This is a genomic window from Streptomyces sp. NPDC111628, assembly GCF_055635195.1.
Genome location: NZ_JBVKBZ010000007.1, coordinates 167,035 through 185,177, shown reverse-complemented (window position 1 = coordinate 185,177; position 18,143 = coordinate 167,035). Strand labels below are relative to the sequence as shown.

Here is an 18,143-nt window from a genome sequence, read left to right as displayed (position 1 = left end):
ACACAAAGCGCGGACCGGGGTGGGGCACTGTCGGTGCCCCTGCGTAGGGTTCTGGTCAACCGCGGAGACCTGCGGCAACAGGGGACAGTTCGAGAGGGGATCAGCGCGTGACCGTCAACATGACCAAGGGTCAGGCCATCAGTCTGCAGAAGAGCGACGGCGGCAGCCTGACGTCGGTGCGGATGGGTCTCGGCTGGCAGGCGGCTCCCCGGCGCGGCCTGTTCGGTTCGCGCACCCGGGAGATCGACCTGGACGCCTCCGCGGTCCTCTTCGCGGACAAGCAGCCGGTCGACGTCGTCTTCTTCCGCCACCTGGTGAGCGACGACGGTTCGGTGCGCCACACCGGGGACAACCTCGTCGGCGGTGTCGGCCAGGGCGGCGACGACGAGGCCATCCTCGTCGACCTGCAGCGCATTCCGGTCCACATCGACCAGATCGTCTTCACGGTGAACTCCTTCACCGGCCAGACCTTCCAGGAGGTGCAGAACGCCTTCTGCCGCCTGGTCGACGAGACCAACGGCCAGGAACTCGCCCGCTACACACTGGCCGGCGGCGGAGCCTACACGGCCCAGATCATGGCCAAGGTGAACCGTGCGGGCCAGGGCTGGGCGATGACCGCCATCGGCACCCCGGCCAACGGCCGCACCTTCCAGGACCTGATGCCGGCGATCCTGCCGGTCCTGTAGCAGCCGGCCTGCGGCAGTCCGGCCCGAGTCCGACACGAACCGGCCGGTCCCCGTGCGGGACCGGCCAGACCCGCACGACGCCTTGCGGGTGACAGACGAATGACACAGGGGGAAGGCGATGACGGCCGAGCTGACGCGGGGACAGAACCACCCGCTGCCCCGGGCTCGTCTCGAGATCCGGGTCTCGGCCGGTACGCCGGTCGTGGCCGGGGCCACGCTCGGCGACGAGAACGGCACGATCCACGGCGTTGAACGGGTGGTCCACCCCGGTGCGCCCACCCTGCCGGGCCTGGAAGTCTCCCGGCAGGCCGCCGCCGACCACCGTCTCGCGGTGGACCTGGACGCCGTGCCGGACGCCGTGCACCGCGTCAGCGTACTGCTCGCCCTGCCCATCGGCGGGCGGGGCCCGGCCAGCTTCGGGGTCGTCGCCGCCCCCTTCGTCGCCGTCACGGACCTCGACGGCGACGAGGTCGCCAGCTACACCATCACCGGTCTGGAGGCCGAGTCCGCCGTCGTCGCCCTGGAGCTCTACCGGCGCCAGGGCGCCTGGAAGGTGCGTGCCGTCGGCCAGGGCTACGCGGGCGGCCTCGCCGAGCTTCTCGCCGACCAGCAGCTGTCCCAGGCCCACCAGCTCGCGGCGAGCATCCACGAGGCGGTGGCGAGCGGACTGGCCCGTTCGATACCGGCCCCGCCGGCCGCCGCCCCGGCGCACCGTCCGGACCACGGCACCGCGCCCGGGACCGGCTCCGGCGGTCCCGTCCCGCCGGCGTCCCCGTACGACCCCCAGGCAGCTCCTGCTCCCGGCGCACAGGCGCCCGGGGTGCCGGGACGCCCCGGGGGACAGCAGCCGTACCCGGGCGGGCCGGGGGAGCCCGCCACCACCGGCCAGCCGTCCGCACCCGCCGCAGGCGCCCCGATCGACTACAGCCACCCGCGCCGGCAGAACGCGGCGCCGCCCCCGCCCCCGCCTGCCGCACCCCCGGCCGAACCGGGTCGGCCGGCCCGGCCCGTCGCCGGTGACGCCACCGGCTGGTCCATGGAGGAGCGGCTCTACAACCAGGTGTGGGGCATGTTCGAGGACCTGGCCCGCACCACGGCCGCCTACCGCAGCGCCGTCGACTTCGCCGACTCCCGCATGGAGAAGGAGCTCGACCAAGTCCTGTCCGACCCCCGCAGCCGGATCGGCGGTCAGGGCGACGCAGCCCGGGAAGCGGCGCGCGCCCGGCACGGCCAGCTGGTGTCCCAGGCCAGGGAGGTCCTGGACCGGGACGTCGCCCAGCTCGTCGCCGAGGCCGAGGTCGTCGAGCCCGCGTTGCCGACGGCCTTCGCCCGCTGGGACAACCCCGTCTGGCACGCCTACCGCGTCCCCATGGAGATCCCGATGGCCCTGCGGCTGGGCGATCTCCATCTGCCGGAGGCCGACCGCATCCGCATCCCGATGCTGATCCGGCTGCCGCTCGAGCGCGGCCTGTGGATCGACAGCGGGCGCTCCGCCTCGCTCGACGGGTCGTTCGCCGACTCCCACGAGATGCGGCGCCTGGGCCTGGAGACGGCCGTCTCCCACGCGGCCCGGCTGCTCGCCGTCTACCCGGCGGGGGAGTTCACCGTGCACGTCATCGACCCGGCCGGCTCCGGGGCGCAGGCCCTGATGCCGCTGGTGCACAGCGGGGTGCTCGCCGCGCCGCCCGCCCAGGGCGCCGCCGGGGCGGCGGACGTACTGGCCCGTCTCACCCAGCGCGTCGACCTGGTCCAGATGGCGTTGCGCGGAGGTGCGCCCGACGCGCTCCCGCCCGGCCTCGACACCTCGCAGCAGCTGTTGATCGTCAACGACTTCCCGCACGGCTTCGACGACCGCGCCGTCAACCAGCTGCGCTACCTCGCCGATGAGGGACCGGCCGTCGGCGTCCACCTGATGATGGTCGCCGACCGCGAGGAGTCCGCCGGGTTCGGACCACTGCTCGACCCGCTGTGGCGTTCGCTGCTGCGGCTGACGCCGGTGGCCGACGACCACCTCGCCGACCCGTGGGTCGGGCATGCCTGGACGTACGAGCCTCCGCTCGTGCCGCCCGGCAGCCAGGTGCTCCAGCAGGTGCTCGCCCAGGTCGCCGCCGCCCGCCGTTCATGGGATCGCTGACCGGCTCCGAGCTGGCTTTTTGAGCTTTATTTGCAAATCTCTTTACCTTCTCTTGGTGATTGGGGTACTGTCTTCCGTACGGAGGGGAGTACTCCCTGTCTGTGCGGCGTACCCGTCAATACGGATCAGGCCAGATCCCGGGGCGTCGGCCCGTGGTTCCGGGCGCATCACGCGTCCCGGTCACCTGGGTGGAAGAGACCTCCGGCAGCGACGACGCTGACATCTGCCGTGTGACGTACTGCCGGAGGCGTAGTGGAAGTTTCGGTGACCCTGTGGGTCCTGACCATCGTGGGCCTTGCCGCCCTCATCGCGGTCGATTTCTTCATCGGCCGCAAACCGCACGACGTATCGATCAAGGAAGCCGGTATCTGGACCGGCGTCTGGATCGCCCTGGCGGGCCTCTTCGGGCTCGGCCTGCTCCTCTTCAGTGGCGGTGAGCCCGCCGGCGAGTTCTTCGCGGGTTTCATCACCGAGAAGTCGCTGAGCGTGGACAACCTCTTCGTCTTCGTCCTGATCATGGCGAAGTTCGCGGTGCCCTCGCAGTACCAGCAGCGGGTCCTGCTCATCGGTGTCCTCATAGCCCTGGTCCTCAGGGCCATCTTCATCGCCGCGGGTGCCGCGATCCTGGCCAGCTTCGCCTGGGTCTTCTACATCTTCGGTGCCTTCCTCATCTACACGGCCTGGAAGCTCATCCAGGAGGCCCGGGCCGACGAGGAGGACGAGGAGTTCGAGGAGAACAAGCTCCTCAAGGCCGCCGAGCGCCGCTTCGGTGTCGCCGACCGATACCACGGCACCAAGCTGTGGATCGAGGAGAACGGCAAGCGGATCATGACGCCGATGCTGGTCGTGATGCTTGCGATCGGCACCACCGACGTGCTCTTCGCGCTCGACTCCATCCCGGCGATCTTCGGGCTGACGCAGGACCCGTACATCGTGTTCACTGCCAACGCGTTCGCGCTGATGGGTCTGCGACAGCTGTACTTCCTCATCGGCGGTCTGCTGAGGAAGCTGGTCCACCTGTCCTACGGCCTGTCCGTGATCCTGGGCTTCATCGGCGTCAAGCTGGTGCTGCACGCCCTGCACGAGTCGGGCGTCCACGTCCCCGAGATCAGCATTCCGGTCTCGCTCGGCGTGATCTGCTCCGTCCTGATCGTCACCACGATCACCAGCCTCCGCGCCTCGAAGAAGCAGGCCGCGGCGGAAGCGGCGGCCGCCGGGGGCGACGACGCCCGGAAGGACAGCATCGAGGCCTGACCCACTCGGGCCCGGGAGCGGCGAACGGCGCGGAGCCGTTCGCCGCTCCTCCCGTGCCCGGCGGCCCCGGCGCGGCGGGCGCGCTCGGTGGGCGAAGGCCCCAAGACCCGGAGTGCGGCGCCCGTCGCCCTCTGCGACGATCACCGCATGGTCACCGGTCCCAGGGCGCTCCTCGCACAGTGGACGACCGTCACGCCCGTGCTCGCGGTCGTACTACTGGCCCTCACCTGGGGCCGCTCACTGCCCGGCGCGGTCGTCGCGCTGCTCACGATCGTCCTGGCGGCCTCCGTCCTGGCCGCCGTGCACCATGCCGAGGTGGTCGCCCACCGGGTGGGCGAGCCCTTCGGCTCCCTGGTCCTCGCCATCGCGGTCACGGTCATCGAGGTCGCGCTCATCGTGACCCTGATGGTGGACGGCGGCGACAAGAGCGCGACCCTGGCCCGGGACACGGTCTTCGCGGCCGTCATGATCACCTGCAACGGCGTCGTCGGACTCAGCCTCCTGGTCGCCTCCCTGCGACACGGGACCGCGGTGTTCAACCCGGAGGGCACCGGCGCCGCCCTCGCGACGGTGGCGACCCTGGCCACCCTCAGCCTGGTGCTGCCGACCTTCACCACCAGCGCGCCCGGCCCGGAGTTCTCCACCGTGCAGCTGACCTTCGCGGCACTGTCCTCGCTCGTCCTCTACGGCCTGTTCATCGCGACCCTGACCGTGCGGCACCGCGACTACTTCCTGCCCATCACGCGGCAGGGCGAAGTGATCACCTTCGAGGAGCACGCCGACGCACCGTCCTCCCGCACGGCCCTGATCAGCCTGGGAATGCTGGGCCTGGCACTCGTCGGGGTCGTCGGCCTCGCGAAAGGGGTGTCGCCGACCATCGAGGACGGGGTGGCGGCCGCCGGACTCCACCACGCCGTCGTCGGCGTCATCATCGCGCTGCTGGTCCTGCTCCCCGAGACCATCGCCGCGGTGCGTTCCGCGCGCCGCGACCGGGTCCAGACCAGCCTGAACCTGGCGCTCGGCTCCGCCATGGCCAGCATCGGACTGACCATCCCCGCGGTGGCCCTGGCCTCCGTGTGGCTCGCCGGGCCGCTGGTCCTCGGCCTCAGCCCCGTCCACATGGTGCTGCTCGCCCTGACCGTGGTGGTGGCGTCCCTGACGGTCGTACCGGGCCGGGCCACGCCCTTGCAGGGAGGCGTCCACCTGGTGCTGTTCGCGGCGTACCTGGAACTGGCCGTCAATCCGTAGGCCGAACGGGGCACCGGCGCACCGTGATAGACCGGGGACCGAGCGGTGGTCGCGCAGGGACCGCCGCACCCTCACGGACCGGAGGAACCGTGCCCCGCAGCCTGGCCAACGCCCCGATCATGATCCTCAACGGCCCCAACCTGAACCTGCTCGGCCAGCGCCAGCCGGAGATCTACGGCTCCGACACCCTCGCCGACGTCGAGGCACTGTGTGTGAAGACGGCGGCCGCGCACGGCGGCACGGTGGACTTCCGGCAGTCCAACCACGAGGGCGAACTGGTCGACTGGATCCACGAGGCCCGGCTGAACCACTGCGGGATCGTGATCAACCCCGCCGCGTACTCGCACACGTCCGTAGCCATCCTGGATGCGCTCAACACCTGCGACGGGCTGCCGGTGGTGGAGGTCCACATCTCCAACATTCACCAGCGGGAGCCGTTCCGGCACCACTCCTATGTCTCGCAGCGAGCCGACGGCGTTGTCGCGGGGTGCGGCGTGCAGGGGTACGTCTTCGGTGTGGAGCGGATCGCGGCCCTGGCCGGGGCGGGCTCGGCCAGGGCCTGAGGCGCCGGGGCCGCCGGCCGAGGGCGGGGATCGGGGGCCGGCGGCCCGTGCCGCCCAGGAGCCGTCGTTCCTGTGCGGGGCTGCCACCAGTCGACCGCGCCGCACCGGTGCGCGGGGAGCGGGTGCGGCCCGCGGGTGTGTGCGAACGCTTCACACGGGGCGCGGACGCCGGGCGGGAGGGCGCGGGCGCGTACCTGACGCGCCCGCCCGTCACCAGCCCCGCGCCCGCCCGTCACCAGCCCCGCGCCCGCCCGTCACCAGCCCCGCGCCCGCCCGTCACCAGCCCCGCGCCCGCCATTCCGGCAGGTGCGGCCGCTCGGCGCCGAGCGTCGTGTCGTTGCCGTGCCCGGGATAGACCCACGTCTCGTCCGGGAGCGTGTCGAAGACCTTGGTCTCCACGTCGTGAATGAGGCGGGCGAAGGCCTCCGGATCCTTGAAGGTGTTCCCCACACCGCCCGGGAACAGGCAGTCGCCGGTGAACACGTGGGGATGCCCGTGGGGGTCGTCGTAGACCAGGACGACGGACCCCGGTGTGTGGCCGACGAGGTGGCGTGCGGTGAGCTCCACCTGCCCCACCCGGATCGTGTCGCCGTCGTCGACCAGGACGTCGGTCGGCACCGGGATGCCCTCGGCGTCGTGCCGGCCCGCGTGGGTGCGGGCGCCGGTGGCCGCGACGACCTCGGCGAGCGCCTGCCAGTGGTCGCCGTGGCGGTGGGTGGTGACGACCGACGCGATGCCGTCGTCACCGATCGTGCCGAGCAGGGTGTGCGCGTCGTTGGCGGCGTCGATCAGCAGTTGCTCGTCGGTGGCCCGGCAGCGCAGCAGATAGGCGTTGTTGTTCATCGGGCCGACCGCGACCTTGGTGATCATCAGATCCTTGAGCTCGTGCACGTCGGCGGGCCCGCCGACCGTCACCTCTCCGCTGTACGTCATGACGGCCAGCCTAGCGCCGGGAGGCGGCCCGCAGGCTGCCTCCCGCCTGCCTTCCGGGGTCTACAGCGGAGGCAGCGCCGGCAGCGGGCCGCCCTCCACCGTGAGCGCGGAGCCCGCACGGCGACCGGCGAGCCAGCCGAGCAGATCGGCCGGGGGGCCGGTGACGGTCACCGCGGGAGCGTCCGCCTCCCGTCCCGTGGTCCACGCGCGCGTGCCGTCCGTGAGCCGGGTCGGCGGCACCTCGGGGTGACCGGCGAACCGGGCGGCGAGAAAGTCGGTCTCCCGCCCGGTGAACTCCGCCGGGAGGTCCTCCAGCTCGTACCCGATGCCCAGGTCCACGTGGTGCAGTTCCACCTCGGCCCACCGCCGGAACGGCACCCTGGAGGCCGAGTCCGTGATCCCGTTGCGCAGCTCCACGGTGCGCGACCAGTCCGCGGGGACGGCCGAGGCGTCCTGGAACCGGGCGGCGCTCTCGCGCACGTCCGCGAGCTGTGCGTCCAGCGGGCGCGGGGCGTCCCGCTCGATGTCGGCGTCCCGGGCCTCGCCGGAGACGTACATGGGGCGCCCTTCGAGGACGTTCACGAGGGCGTCGGCGTTGCGGGCGAGGTGGGCGAGGACGTGGCCGCGACTCCAGCCGGGAAGCCGTGACGACTCCGTCACGGACGCGTTGTCCAGTTTCCCGACCGCGGTGAGCAGCCGCTCGGTCGCGTCACGTACAGACGCCAGGTCATGAGCGTGATCAATCATGCTGCTGACCCTAGACCGCGCCACACCTTCGGGTGAAGGTTGTGGACGACCCCCGCAATTCGAATGCACGTGCTATAAGGTCGACTGCGGCGTCGGGCATGCTGGGAAGTCGGGGTTTGTTGACAACCGGTGAATCGACCGGCGTTGTCAGTGGCTCCCCCTAGTCTGAGAAAGACGGGGGCCCCGCCCCTGTCACTTCTCTCAAGAAAGGTGCGGACCGGCGTGGCCGACCGTCTCATCGTCCGTGGCGCGCGCGAGCACAACCTGAAGAACGTCTCGCTCGACCTGCCTCGTGACTCGCTCATCGTCTTCACGGGCCTGTCCGGGTCGGGCAAGTCCTCCCTGGCCTTCGACACCATCTTCGCCGAGGGCCAGCGGCGCTACGTGGAGTCGCTCTCCTCCTACGCCCGGCAGTTCCTCGGCCAGATGGACAAGCCGGACGTCGACTTCATCGAGGGCCTCTCCCCGGCGGTCTCCATCGACCAGAAGTCGACCTCGCGCAACCCGCGCTCCACGGTCGGCACCATCACCGAGGTCTACGACTACCTGCGCCTGCTCTTCGCCCGCATCGGCAAGCCGCACTGTCCCGAATGCTCCCGGCCGATCTCCCGCCAGTCGCCGCAGGCCATCGTGGACAAGGTCCTGGAGCTGCCCGAGGGCAGCCGCTTCCAGGTGCTGTCGCCGCTGGTGCGCGAGCGCAAGGGCGAGTTCGTCGACCTCTTCGCCGACCTCCAGACCAAGGGCTACTCCCGCGCGCGGGTGGACGGCGAGACCGTCCAGCTGTCCAACCCGCCCACGCTGAAGAAGCAGGAGAAGCACACCATCGAGGTGGTCGTCGACCGCCTCACCGTGAAGGACTCCGCCAAGCGGCGCCTGACCGACTCCGTGGAGACCGCGCTCGGCCTGTCCGGCGGCATGGTCGTGCTCGACTTCGTCGACCTCCCCGCGGACGACCCCGAGCGCGAGCGGATGTACTCGGAGCACCTGTACTGCCCGTACGACGACCTGTCCTTCGAGGAGCTGGAGCCCCGCTCCTTCTCCTTCAACTCGCCCTTCGGCGCCTGCCCCGACTGCTCCGGCATCGGCACGCGCATGGAGGTCGACCCCGAGCTGATCGTCCCCGACGAGGACAAGTCCCTCGACGAGGGCGCCATCCACCCCTGGTCGCACGGGCACACCAAGGACTACTTCGGCCGCCTCATCGGCGCCCTCGCGGACGCGCTCGGCTTCCGTACGGACATCCCCTTCGCGGGCCTGCCGCTGCGCGCCCGCAAGGCCCTGCTGTACGGCCACAAGACCCAGGTCGAGGTCCGCTACCGCAACCGGTACGGCCGCGAGCGCCGGTACACCACGGCCTTCGAGGGCGCGATCCCCTTCGTCAAGCGTCGGCACAGCGAGGCGGAGAGCGACGCCAGCCGTGAGCGCTTCGAGGGCTACATGCGCGAGGTGCCCTGCCCCACCTGTGAGGGCACCCGCCTCAAGCCGCTCGTCCTCGCGGTCACCGTCATGGGCAAGTCGATCGCCGAGGTCTCGGCGATGTCCATCAGCGACTGCGCGGACTTCCTGGGCGAGCTGACCCTGAACGCCCGGGACAAGAAGATCGCCGAGCGCGTGCTGAAGGAGGTCAACGAGCGACTGCGGTTCCTGGTCGACGTCGGCCTGGACTACCTCTCGCTGAACCGCGCGGCGGGCACCCTCTCCGGCGGCGAGGCCCAGCGTATCCGGCTGGCCACCCAGATCGGCTCCGGACTCGTCGGCGTGCTGTACGTCCTCGACGAGCCGTCCATCGGCCTGCACCAGCGCGACAACCACCGGCTGATCGAGACCCTCGTCCGGCTCCGGGACATGGGCAACACGCTGATCGTCGTCGAGCACGACGAGGACACCATCAAGGTCGCCGACTGGATCGTCGACATCGGCCCCGGCGCGGGCGAGCACGGCGGCAAGGTGGTGCACAGCGGCTCCGTCAAGGAGCTGCTCGACAACGCCGAGTCGCAGACCGGCCTGTACCTGTCCGGCCGGAAGGCCATCCCGCTGCCCGACATCCGGCGCCCGCAGGACCCCTCCCGGCGGCTGACCGTGCACGGCGCCCGGGAGAACAACCTCCAGGACATCGACGTGTCCTTCCCGCTGGGTGTCTTCACGGCCGTCACCGGCGTCTCGGGATCCGGCAAGTCGACGCTGGTCAACGACATCCTGTACACCCACCTGGCCCGCGAGCTGAACGGCGCGCGCAACGTCCCGGGCAGGCACACGCGCGTGGACGGCGACGACCTCGTCGACAAGGTCGTCCACGTCGACCAGTCGCCCATCGGCCGCACCCCGCGGTCGAACCCGGCGACGTACACCGGCGTCTTCGACCACATCCGCAAGCTGTTCGCCGAGACGACGGAGGCGAAGGTCCGGGGCTACCTGCCGGGCCGGTTCTCCTTCAACGTCAAGGGCGGCCGCTGCGAGAACTGCGCGGGCGACGGCACGATCAAGATCGAGATGAACTTCCTGCCGGACGTCTACGTCCCGTGCGAGGTCTGCCACGGCGCCCGGTACAACCGGGAGACCCTGGAGGTCCACTACAAGGGCAAGTCCATCGCCGACGTGCTGAACATGCCGATCGAGGAGGCGACCGACTTCTTCGAGGCGGTCCCCGCCATCTCCCGGCACATGAAGACCCTGAAGGACGTCGGCCTCGGCTACGTCCGGCTCGGCCAGTCCGCGACCACCCTGTCCGGCGGCGAGGCCCAGCGCGTCAAGCTCGCCAGCGAGCTGCAGCGCCGCTCCACCGGACGCACGGTCTACGTCCTGGACGAGCCGACCACCGGTCTGCATTTCGAGGACATCAGCAAGCTGCTGACGGTCCTCGGCGGCCTGGTCGACAAGGGCAACACGGTCATCGTCATCGAGCACAACCTCGACGTGATCAAGACCGCCGACTGGGTCGTCGACATGGGCCCCGAGGGCGGCGCCGGCGGTGGCCTGGTGGTCGCCGAGGGCACGCCCGAGCAGGTCGCGGGCGTCCCCACCAGCCACACCGGCAAGTTCCTGCGGGACGTCCTGGGCGCCGACCGGGTCAGCGACGCCGCCCCGGTGACCAGGCCGCGCAAGACGGCGAAGACGGTCGCGACCAAGGCCACCGCCAAGAAGACCGCCACCAAGACGGTCACGGGCACGGCGGCCAAGAAGGCGACCGCCACCAAGACGGCCAAGACAGCGGCCAAGAAGGCCGCCAAGCCCGCCGCGAAGAAGACCACGCGGACGAGCAAGGCCTGAGTCCGACGGCGCCGGGCCCCACGGGATCATCCGTGGGGCCCGGCGCCGTCCGCCCTGCCAGGCCTTCAGGCGTCGGCGGGCTCCACGAACCGCCTGTCGAGCGGGATCTTCACGACCTCTCCCAGCGGCCCCGGCGCGAGGTCCGGGCCGTACCGGCCGGTTTCCGTCAGACGGCGACCTCATGGGCGTACGGCGGTTCCGCGCCCGCACGGGAACAGGTGACCGCCGCCGCGCGGGCGGCGAAGCCCAGCAGCCGGGCCCAGCCGTCCGGACCCAGGGCGGCCAGGTCCGCGTCGCCGAGAGCGTCCCGCGCCGCGAGGCCGTGCAGGAGCGCCGCGTTCACCGTGTCGCCCGCCCCGATCGTGTCCACCACCTCGACACGCTCACCCGGCACCGTGTACTCGCCCCCGTCACGGGTGAAGGCGGTCAGCCCTGCACCGCCCCGGGTCACCACGACCGCGGCCGGTCCCGCCGCGAGCCACTCCCGGGGCGTACCGCCGAGCCACTCGGCGTCCTCGGCGGACAGCTTCAGCAGCGACACCGACGGCAGCCAGCTCTTGAACCGGGCCCGGTAGGCGTCCGGGTCCGGGATCAGCCCGGCCCGGATGTTCGGGTCCAGCGCGGTGAACACACCCCGCGCGGCCGTCTCGCGCAACAGTGCCTCGTACGCGCTCGCGCCGGGCTCCAGCACCAGCGAACAGGTCCCGAAGGAGACGGCCCGGGTACCGGACGGCAGCGCGGCGGGCAGCGCGAACATCCGGTCGGCCGTCCCGTCCACGTAGAAGGAGTACGCGGCCGAGCCGTCCGGGTCGAGCGACGCCACGGCGAGAGTCGTCGGCTCGGCCCCGCGCTGCACCGGGGAGACGTCGACGCCGGTCTCGCGCAGCCGGTCGAGCAGCGCCTCGCCGAAGGCGTCGGACGACACCCGCGAGCAGAACGCGGCGGGGGAGCCGAGGCGGCCCAGCGCGACGGCCGTGTTGTACGGACCGCCGCCGAGCGCGGGCCGCAGCGCGGCGAGGGCGCCCGTGCCCTGCGGTACCAGGTCGATCAGTGCCTCACCGGCGACGACGATCACGGGAGGGTCCTTTCGTGGGCCTTGGTGTGGGCTTCCCCGGACGGCTCGGAGGCGTGCCCGGACTTCTCGGAGCGCGGTCCGGGCTGCTCGGCGCAACCGCATGAGCCGCGGTGGACGAAGGTGCAGGGCAGCCGCAGGGTCCGCGCGGGCCGGTCCGGCGCGGCGAGGCGTTCGAGGAGCAGGCGGACGGCCCGCGCCCCGATGTCCCTGCTGGGCTGGGCGACGGCGGTGAGCCGGGGGGAGAAGAGGTCTGCCCAGGCGAAGTCGTCGAAGCAGCACAGGGCGAGGTCATCGGGTACCGACAGGCCCCGGCCCCGCAGGGCGCGCAGGGCGCCGATGGTCATCGCGTTGTTGGCGGTGACCAGCGCGGTGGGCGGCACCGCCAGGGACAGCAGGTCGGCCGTGGCCCGTTCGCCGCCCGCCGCCTCGGAGTCGCCGTGGACCAGCAGCCGCTCGTCGAAGGGCAGGCCGGCGGCGGCGAGACCGTGCCGGTACCCGGTGATCCGCTCGCGGGTCGTGCTGAGGCCCGGCCGGCCCGCGACCAGCCCGATCCGGCGGTGGCCCAGCCCGGCGAGGTGGCCCACCAGTCCGGCCGTCGGCTCGGCGCCCTCGGCGCCGATCTGGTCGAAGCGCGGGGCGTCCTCACTCTCCGGCACGTCCACGATCCGGTCGAGGAACACGGCCGGCACCCGGTGGCGGGTGAGGTAGGCGACGAGCTCCCGGGGCTCGGCGGAGGGCGCGACGATCATGCCGTCCACCCGCCGCTCGTGCAGCAGCTGGACGACCTTGCGTTCGTGTCCGGGGTCGTCGTGCGGATCGGCGATGAGCAGGCTGTAACCGTGTTCCAGGGCACTGGCCTCGACGCCCTGGAGGATCTCCGTGAAGTACGGGTTGCTGATGGCCGAGACCGCGAGCCCGATGGAGCGGGTGCGGGAGGTCACCAGGGAGCGGGCGAGGGTGTTCGTGGTGTAGCCCAGTTCCTCGACGGCGTCCAGCACCGCCTGGCGGGTGTGCGGCAGCACCGGACGGGTGCCGTTGAGCACGTGCGAGACGGTCGCCACCGAGACCCCGGCACTCCGCGCCACATCGGCCATGGTCGCCACCGGCGTACCCCCTTCGCGTGCGGTCGCGCTGTTGCCGGACCGTACCCCATGGCCCCGTACCGCGTAAACGCTTGCGCAAGCGTTTACGCGGTCTCCGGCGGAGAGCTCGCCGGAGATCCTCGCCCCCGGGCCACCCGGCCCCCGCAACCGCCGGGGCCGCCGGATATCGTCGCCCTGCACCCACCCCCACAACCGCACCCCCCGGCCCTGCCCGCCCCGACCAGTGGAGAACCCATGCCCGGCCGTCCCGCCCCGAGCCGCCGTACCGTCCTGCGTTCGGCGGCCGCCACACCCGTCGCCGGGCTCGGCCTGGCCGCCTGCTCCCCGGGCGACGACGGTGCCGCGCCGGCCAGGCCGACCGCGCCCGTGGACCTCGGCGCGGACGGCGACGTCGCCAAGGGCGCGACGAAGCTCTTCCCGGACGGGAACGTGGTGGTCAGCCGGGCCGCGGACGGCTCCCTGAAGGCGTTCAGCACGGTGTGCACGCACGCGGGGTGCCCCATCAAGAAGCTGGAGGGGACCAAGCTCGTCTGCAACTGCCACGGCAGCGAGTTCGACGCCCGTACCGGCGAGGTGCTGCACGCCCCCGCGACCGTGCCGCTCGTCGAGCTGCCGGTCGAGGTCGAGCAGGGCCGGATCGTCGTGAGCCCGGGGACCTGACCGGGACGGGCCGCGTCCTACTCCCAGTCCCAGCCGATCCCCAGCATCCCCGACCTGACCCGCGGCTCCACGAGGTGCACCGAATGGTGCTGCCCGCTGAGCACCAGTTCCTGCCGGCCGCCGCGCGGTGCCGCCGGAGAGTGCTGCGTGAAGCGGTGGCAGCGCACCGGAAGCGCCGCGGCGTCGAACCGCACCTGGAGCGCGTACTGCCCGCCCGCCGTACCGAACCCGCGGACGTACTCGCGCGACACACCGGCCGTGGCGTCCTCGACGCCGTAGCGGAAGAGATGGGTGTCGCCGGCCCCCAGCCGCGTGTCGAAGAGCAGCTCGGTGAGGAGCACACCCGTTTCCTGGTGGGTGCGGACACGGCCCGTGCGGCAGTTCTCCAGCGCGTGGACGGTCATCCGCGCGGGAACGCATCCCGGATCGCCGTAGTGGACCGCGACGAAGCGGTCCACGCCGTCGCGGTGGGCACGGACGATGAGGTGCGACTCGCGTTCCGCCAGCTCACGGCGGGGACCGACCCGGATCCGTTCGTGATGCCCCAGGGTGTGCACCCCGCCGTCCGGCGACGGGTACCCCAGTTCGGTCAGCAGCTGGTCCAGGACACCCGACGCCGCCAGGTGGGCGCGGTAGGAGCGGCCCGCGGGCCGTCGCTCCACGGGTTCCGCGTCGGCCTCGGCCAGCAGGCGTATCAGCGACTCCTCCGGCAGCTGGAGTATCTCCTCCAGGGCCCGCACCGCCCGCAGGGACTCAGGGCGCTGCGGACGGCGGGCGCCCTGCTGCCAGTAGCTCAGACTCGTGACGCCCACCTTCACCCCGTGGCGCGACAGATGGTGCTGCACGCGCTGCAGCGGCAGTCCGCGGGCGGCGATCGCGGCCCGCAGGGCGACGTGGAAGGGACCACCGCGCAGGGCCGAGTCGAGTTGCGCGGTGGCGACGTCCGCGTGCTGTGTGGCGTGCGGCATGCAGGGGCCCTTCTGTGAAGTTCACGACGGCTGGTCAGGCCGTCGCACGGATCGGCCGGGGCCGCCCGCCCCCCGGTCGCGGCGCAGAGGTCTTCACATCCGTACGCCGCGCTTCAGGGCCCCGAGTCCCCCCGCATTGAAGCGTGTTGACCTAGTCCGGACAACACCTGGCGCCCGACCGCCACACGCTCCTGGCCGAGAACGCACGGGCCCGCAGCCCCGGGGGCCACCCGCCGTGACCGACCGGCCCCGCACTGTCGTCTCCGGCCTCTCCCGCCGGCTGTCCACAGGGGCCCCGGCCCGTCGTCCACAGGCCCGCCGAAGTGTCGGTCCGCGCCAGTAGGGTGTGAGTCATGGCCGACCCCTCCAGCTACCGCCCCAGGCCGGGAGAGATCCCGGACTCCCCGGGGGTGTACAGGTTCCGTGACGAGCACCGCCGGGTGATCTACGTCGGAAAGGCGAAGAGCCTGCGCCAGCGCCTGGCGAACTACTTCCAGGACCTGGCGCACCTGCACCCGCGCACCCGCACCATGGTCACGACGGCCGCCTCCGTGGAATGGACGGTGGTGTCCACGGAGGTCGAGGCGCTGCAGCTGGAGTACTCCTGGATCAAGGAGTACGACCCCCGGTTCAACGTCAAGTACCGCGACGACAAGAGCTACCCGTACCTCGCGGTGACGATGAACGAGGAGTTCCCGCGCGTCCAGGTGATGCGCGGCCAGAAGAAGAAGGGCGTGCGCTACTTCGGGCCGTACGGGCACGCCTGGGCCATCCGCGACACCGTCGACCTCCTGCTGCGCGTCTTCCCGGTGCGCACCTGCTCCGCGGGCGTCTTCAAGAACGCCGCCCGCACCGGCCGCCCCTGTCTGCTCGGATACATCGGCAAGTGCTCCGCGCCCTGCGTCGGCCGTATCACCCCCGACGACCACTGGGACCTGGCCGACGAGTTCTGCGACTTCATGGCCGGCCGCACCGGTACCTACCTGCGCCGCCTGGAGCGGCAGATGGCCGAGGCGGCCGAGGAGATGGAGTACGAGCGGGCGGCGCGCCTGCGCGACGACATCGGAGCCCTCAGGAAGGCGATGGAGAAGAGCGCGGTCGTCCTCGCCGACGCCACCGACGCCGACCTGATCGCGGTCGCCGAGGACGAGCTGGAGGCGGCCGTCCAGATCTTCCACGTGCGCGGCGGACGCGTGCGCGGTCAGCGCGGCTGGGTCACCGACAAGGTGGAGGAGATCACCACCGGCGCCCTCGTCGAGCACGCCCTCCAGCAGCTGTACGGCGAGGAGAGCGGGGACGCCGTCCCCAAGGAGGTCCTGGTCCCCGCCCTGCCCGACCCGGTCGAGCCCGTCCAGCAGTGGCTGACCGAGCGCCGCGGGTCGGGAGTGTCGCTGCGCATCCCGCAGCGCGGCGACAAGAAGGCGCTGATGGAGACCGTCCAGCGCAATGCCCAGCAGGCCCTCGTCCTGCACAAGACCAAGCGTGCCTCCGACCTGACGACGCGCTCGCGCGCGCTGGAGGAGATCGCCGGGGCCCTCGACCTGGACAGCGCCCCGCTGCGGATCGAGTGCTACGACATCTCGCACCTCCAGGGCGACGACGTCGTGGCCTCCATGGTCGTCTTCGAGGACGGGCTGGCCCGCAAGAGCGAATACCGGCGGTTCCAGATCAAGGGCTTCGAGGGACAGGACGACGTCCGTTCCATGCACGAGGTCATCACCCGCCGCTTCCGCCGCTATCTCGCCGAGAAGGAGAAGACCGGCGAGTGGGCGGACGGCGAGGGACTGACCGACGGCGCCCGGCACCCGGACGGCGACGCCGCCCCGGACGACGGCGCGGCCCTCACGGACGGACGGGAGCTCACGGACGGACGGGAGCTCACGGGCGGGCGAGAGGTCACGGACGGACAGGAGCTCACGGACGGCCCCGCGCTCAAGGACGACGACGGCCGGCCCAAGCGCTTCGCCTACCCGCCGCAGCTCGTCGTCGTCGACGGCGGGCAGCCGCAGGTCGCGGCCGCCCAGCGGGCGCTGGACGAGCTGGGCATCGACGACATCGCCGTGTGCGGTCTCGCCAAGCGCCTGGAGGAGGTCTGGCTGCCCCGCGAGGACGACCCGGTCGTCCTGCCCCGCACCAGCGAGGGCCTCTACCTGCTGCAGCGGGTCCGCGACGAGGCCCACCGCTTCGCGATCACCTACCAGCGCGCCAAGCGCGCCAAACGCTTCCGCGCCGGCCCGCTGGACGACGTGCCCGGCCTGGGAGAGACCCGCAAGCAGGCGCTGATCAAGCACTTCGGTTCGGTGAAGAAGCTGCGGTCGGCGACGATCGACCAGATCTGCGAGGTGCCCGGCATAGGCCGCAAGACGGCCGAGACGGTCGCCGTGGCCCTCGCCCGGGCCACCCCGGCCGCACCCGCCGTGAACACGGCGACCGGAGAGATCATGGATGACGACGACGGGGTACCCGAGACGACGGCGGATGCCCCGGGGGAGCCCGTGTCCGCGGGCACCCCGGACGAACGACGGGGGCAGGAGAGATGACCGAGCACGAGGCACAGCCCGCAGCGGAGCGAGAACAGACGCAGGACGACGGAGCACAGGTGAGTACGGGCAAGGAAACGGCCGGGGCGCACGAGGCGGCCATCCCCGAGCTGGTGATCATCTCCGGCATGTCCGGGGCCGGCCGCTCGACGGCCGCCAAGTGTCTGGAGGACCTGGGCTGGTTCGTCGTCGACAACCTCCCGCCCGCGCTGATCCCCACCATGGTGGAGCTCGGCGCCCGCTCCCAGGGCAACGTGGCCCGCATCGCGGTGGTCGTCGACGTCCGCGGCCGGCGCTTCTTCGACAACCTGCGGGAATCCCTCGCGGACCTCGACGCCCGCGGCGTCACCCGCCGGATCGTCTTCCTGGAGTCCTCCGACGACGCCCTGGTGCGCCGCTTCGAGTCGGTGCGCCGCCCGCACCCCCTCCAGGGTGACGGCCGCATCGTCGACGGCATCGCCGCCGAGCGCGAGCTCCTGCGCGAGCTGCGCGGCGACGCCGACCTGGTGATCGACACCTCCAGCCTCAACGTGCACGAGCTGCGCGCCAAGATGGACGCCCAGTTCGCCGGCGAGGAGGAGCCCGAGCTGCGGGCCACGGTGATGTCCTTCGGCTTCAAGTACGGCCTCCCGGTCGACGCCGACCTGGTCGTCGACATGCGCTTCCTGCCCAACCCGCACTGGGTCCCGGAGCTGCGCCCCTTCACCGGCCTCAACGAGGAGGTGTCGAGCTACGTCCTCAACCAGCCCGGGGCCAAGGAGTTCCTCGACCGCTATGCCGAGCTGCTCCAGCTGATCGCCGCGGGCTACCGTCGGGAGGGCAAGCGCTATGTGACCGTCGCCGTCGGCTGCACCGGCGGCAAGCACCGGTCCGTGGCCATGTCGGAGAAGCTCGCCGCCCGGCTCGCCGCCGAGGGCGTGGAGACGGTGGTCGTCCACCGGGACATGGGACGGGAATGACAGGGG

The 18,143-nt window shown here is 71.8% G+C and carries 14 protein-coding genes; 9 read left to right on the top strand and 5 right to left on the bottom strand.

From position 1 onward, the window contains the following. Positions 1-107: 107 nt before the first annotated feature. The 5 genes from ACZ7MF_RS33445 (at position 108) to aroQ (ending at position 5,885) form a co-directional block, all read left to right on the top strand. Positions 108-686 (top strand): TerD family protein, encoded by a 579-nt coding sequence (locus tag ACZ7MF_RS33445; protein WP_356864162.1) that lies wholly within the window; start codon positions 108-110, stop codon positions 684-686. Positions 687-804: 118 nt separating this feature from the next. Continuing rightward, on the top strand, positions 805-2,820 hold the full coding sequence (locus tag ACZ7MF_RS33440) for a TerD family protein (RefSeq protein WP_471481991.1): 2,016 nt from the start codon (positions 805-807) through the stop codon (positions 2,818-2,820). A gap of 252 nt (positions 2,821-3,072) precedes the next feature. Further along, a complete protein-coding gene (locus tag ACZ7MF_RS33435) occupies positions 3,073-4,074 on the top strand; it encodes a TerC/Alx family metal homeostasis membrane protein (protein ID WP_356864158.1) in 1,002 nt (333 codons plus the stop codon). A 147-nt stretch (positions 4,075-4,221) separates the two neighbouring features. Beyond that, positions 4,222-5,322 carry a calcium:cation antiporter gene (locus tag ACZ7MF_RS33430; RefSeq protein ID WP_471481990.1) on the top strand — a complete coding sequence of 367 codons (1,101 nt, stop codon included), beginning with the start codon at positions 4,222-4,224 and terminating at the stop codon, positions 5,320-5,322. A gap of 89 nt (positions 5,323-5,411) precedes the next feature. Beyond that, positions 5,412-5,885 carry a type II 3-dehydroquinate dehydratase gene (gene aroQ / locus ACZ7MF_RS33425; protein ID WP_471481989.1) on the top strand — a complete coding sequence of 158 codons (474 nt, stop codon included), beginning with the start codon at positions 5,412-5,414 and terminating at the stop codon, positions 5,883-5,885. 276 nt (positions 5,886-6,161) lie between these two features. Here the strand turns inward: aroQ and ACZ7MF_RS33420 are convergent, their stop codons facing one another. Beyond that, positions 6,162-6,818, bottom strand: coding sequence for an MBL fold metallo-hydrolase (locus ACZ7MF_RS33420; protein ID WP_361007680.1), 657 nt, complete (start codon positions 6,816-6,818; stop codon positions 6,162-6,164). A 60-nt stretch (positions 6,819-6,878) separates the two neighbouring features. Further along, a complete protein-coding gene (locus tag ACZ7MF_RS33415) occupies positions 6,879-7,565 on the bottom strand; it encodes a maleylpyruvate isomerase family mycothiol-dependent enzyme (RefSeq protein ID WP_471481988.1) in 687 nt (228 codons plus the stop codon). A gap of 222 nt (positions 7,566-7,787) precedes the next feature. Here ACZ7MF_RS33415 and uvrA point away from each other — a divergent pair, with 222 nt between their 5' ends. Next, positions 7,788-10,832 (top strand): excinuclease ABC subunit UvrA, encoded by a 3,045-nt coding sequence (gene uvrA / locus ACZ7MF_RS33410; RefSeq protein ID WP_471481987.1) that lies wholly within the window; start codon positions 7,788-7,790, stop codon positions 10,830-10,832. Between the two features lie 166 nt (positions 10,833-10,998). On the opposite strand, the gene ACZ7MF_RS33405 is transcribed toward uvrA, so the two are convergent. Next, positions 10,999-11,907, bottom strand: a complete 909-nt coding sequence (locus ACZ7MF_RS33405; RefSeq protein ID WP_471481986.1) for a carbohydrate kinase family protein — start codon at positions 11,905-11,907, stop codon at positions 10,999-11,001. Further along, positions 11,904-13,010 carry a LacI family DNA-binding transcriptional regulator gene (locus ACZ7MF_RS33400; protein WP_471481985.1) on the bottom strand — a complete coding sequence of 369 codons (1,107 nt, stop codon included), beginning with the start codon at positions 13,008-13,010 and terminating at the stop codon, positions 11,904-11,906. Before ACZ7MF_RS33400 ends, ACZ7MF_RS33405 begins: the two co-directional genes overlap by 4 nt. Before the next feature lie 234 nt (positions 13,011-13,244). Between ACZ7MF_RS33400 and ACZ7MF_RS33395 the strand changes: the two genes are divergently transcribed. Further along, positions 13,245-13,670: a Rieske (2Fe-2S) protein gene (locus ACZ7MF_RS33395; protein WP_471481984.1), complete on the top strand. Its 426-nt coding sequence runs from the start codon at positions 13,245-13,247 to the stop codon at positions 13,668-13,670. Positions 13,671-13,687: 17 nt separating this feature from the next. Here ACZ7MF_RS33395 and ACZ7MF_RS33390 read toward each other — a convergent pair whose 3' ends face one another. Beyond that, positions 13,688-14,638 (bottom strand): hypothetical protein, encoded by a 951-nt coding sequence (locus ACZ7MF_RS33390; protein WP_471481983.1) that lies wholly within the window; start codon positions 14,636-14,638, stop codon positions 13,688-13,690. Positions 14,639-14,991: 353 nt separating this feature from the next. On the opposite strand from ACZ7MF_RS33390, the gene uvrC reads away from it, so the two are divergent. Further along, positions 14,992-17,178, top strand: coding sequence for an excinuclease ABC subunit UvrC (gene uvrC / locus ACZ7MF_RS33385; RefSeq protein ID WP_471481982.1), 2,187 nt, complete (start codon positions 14,992-14,994; stop codon positions 17,176-17,178). After that, positions 17,175-18,137, top strand: coding sequence for an RNase adapter RapZ (rapZ, locus tag ACZ7MF_RS33380; protein WP_471481981.1), 963 nt, complete (start codon positions 17,175-17,177; stop codon positions 18,135-18,137). Before uvrC ends, rapZ begins: the two co-directional genes overlap by 4 nt. The last annotated feature ends 6 nt before the right edge of the window (positions 18,138-18,143 follow it).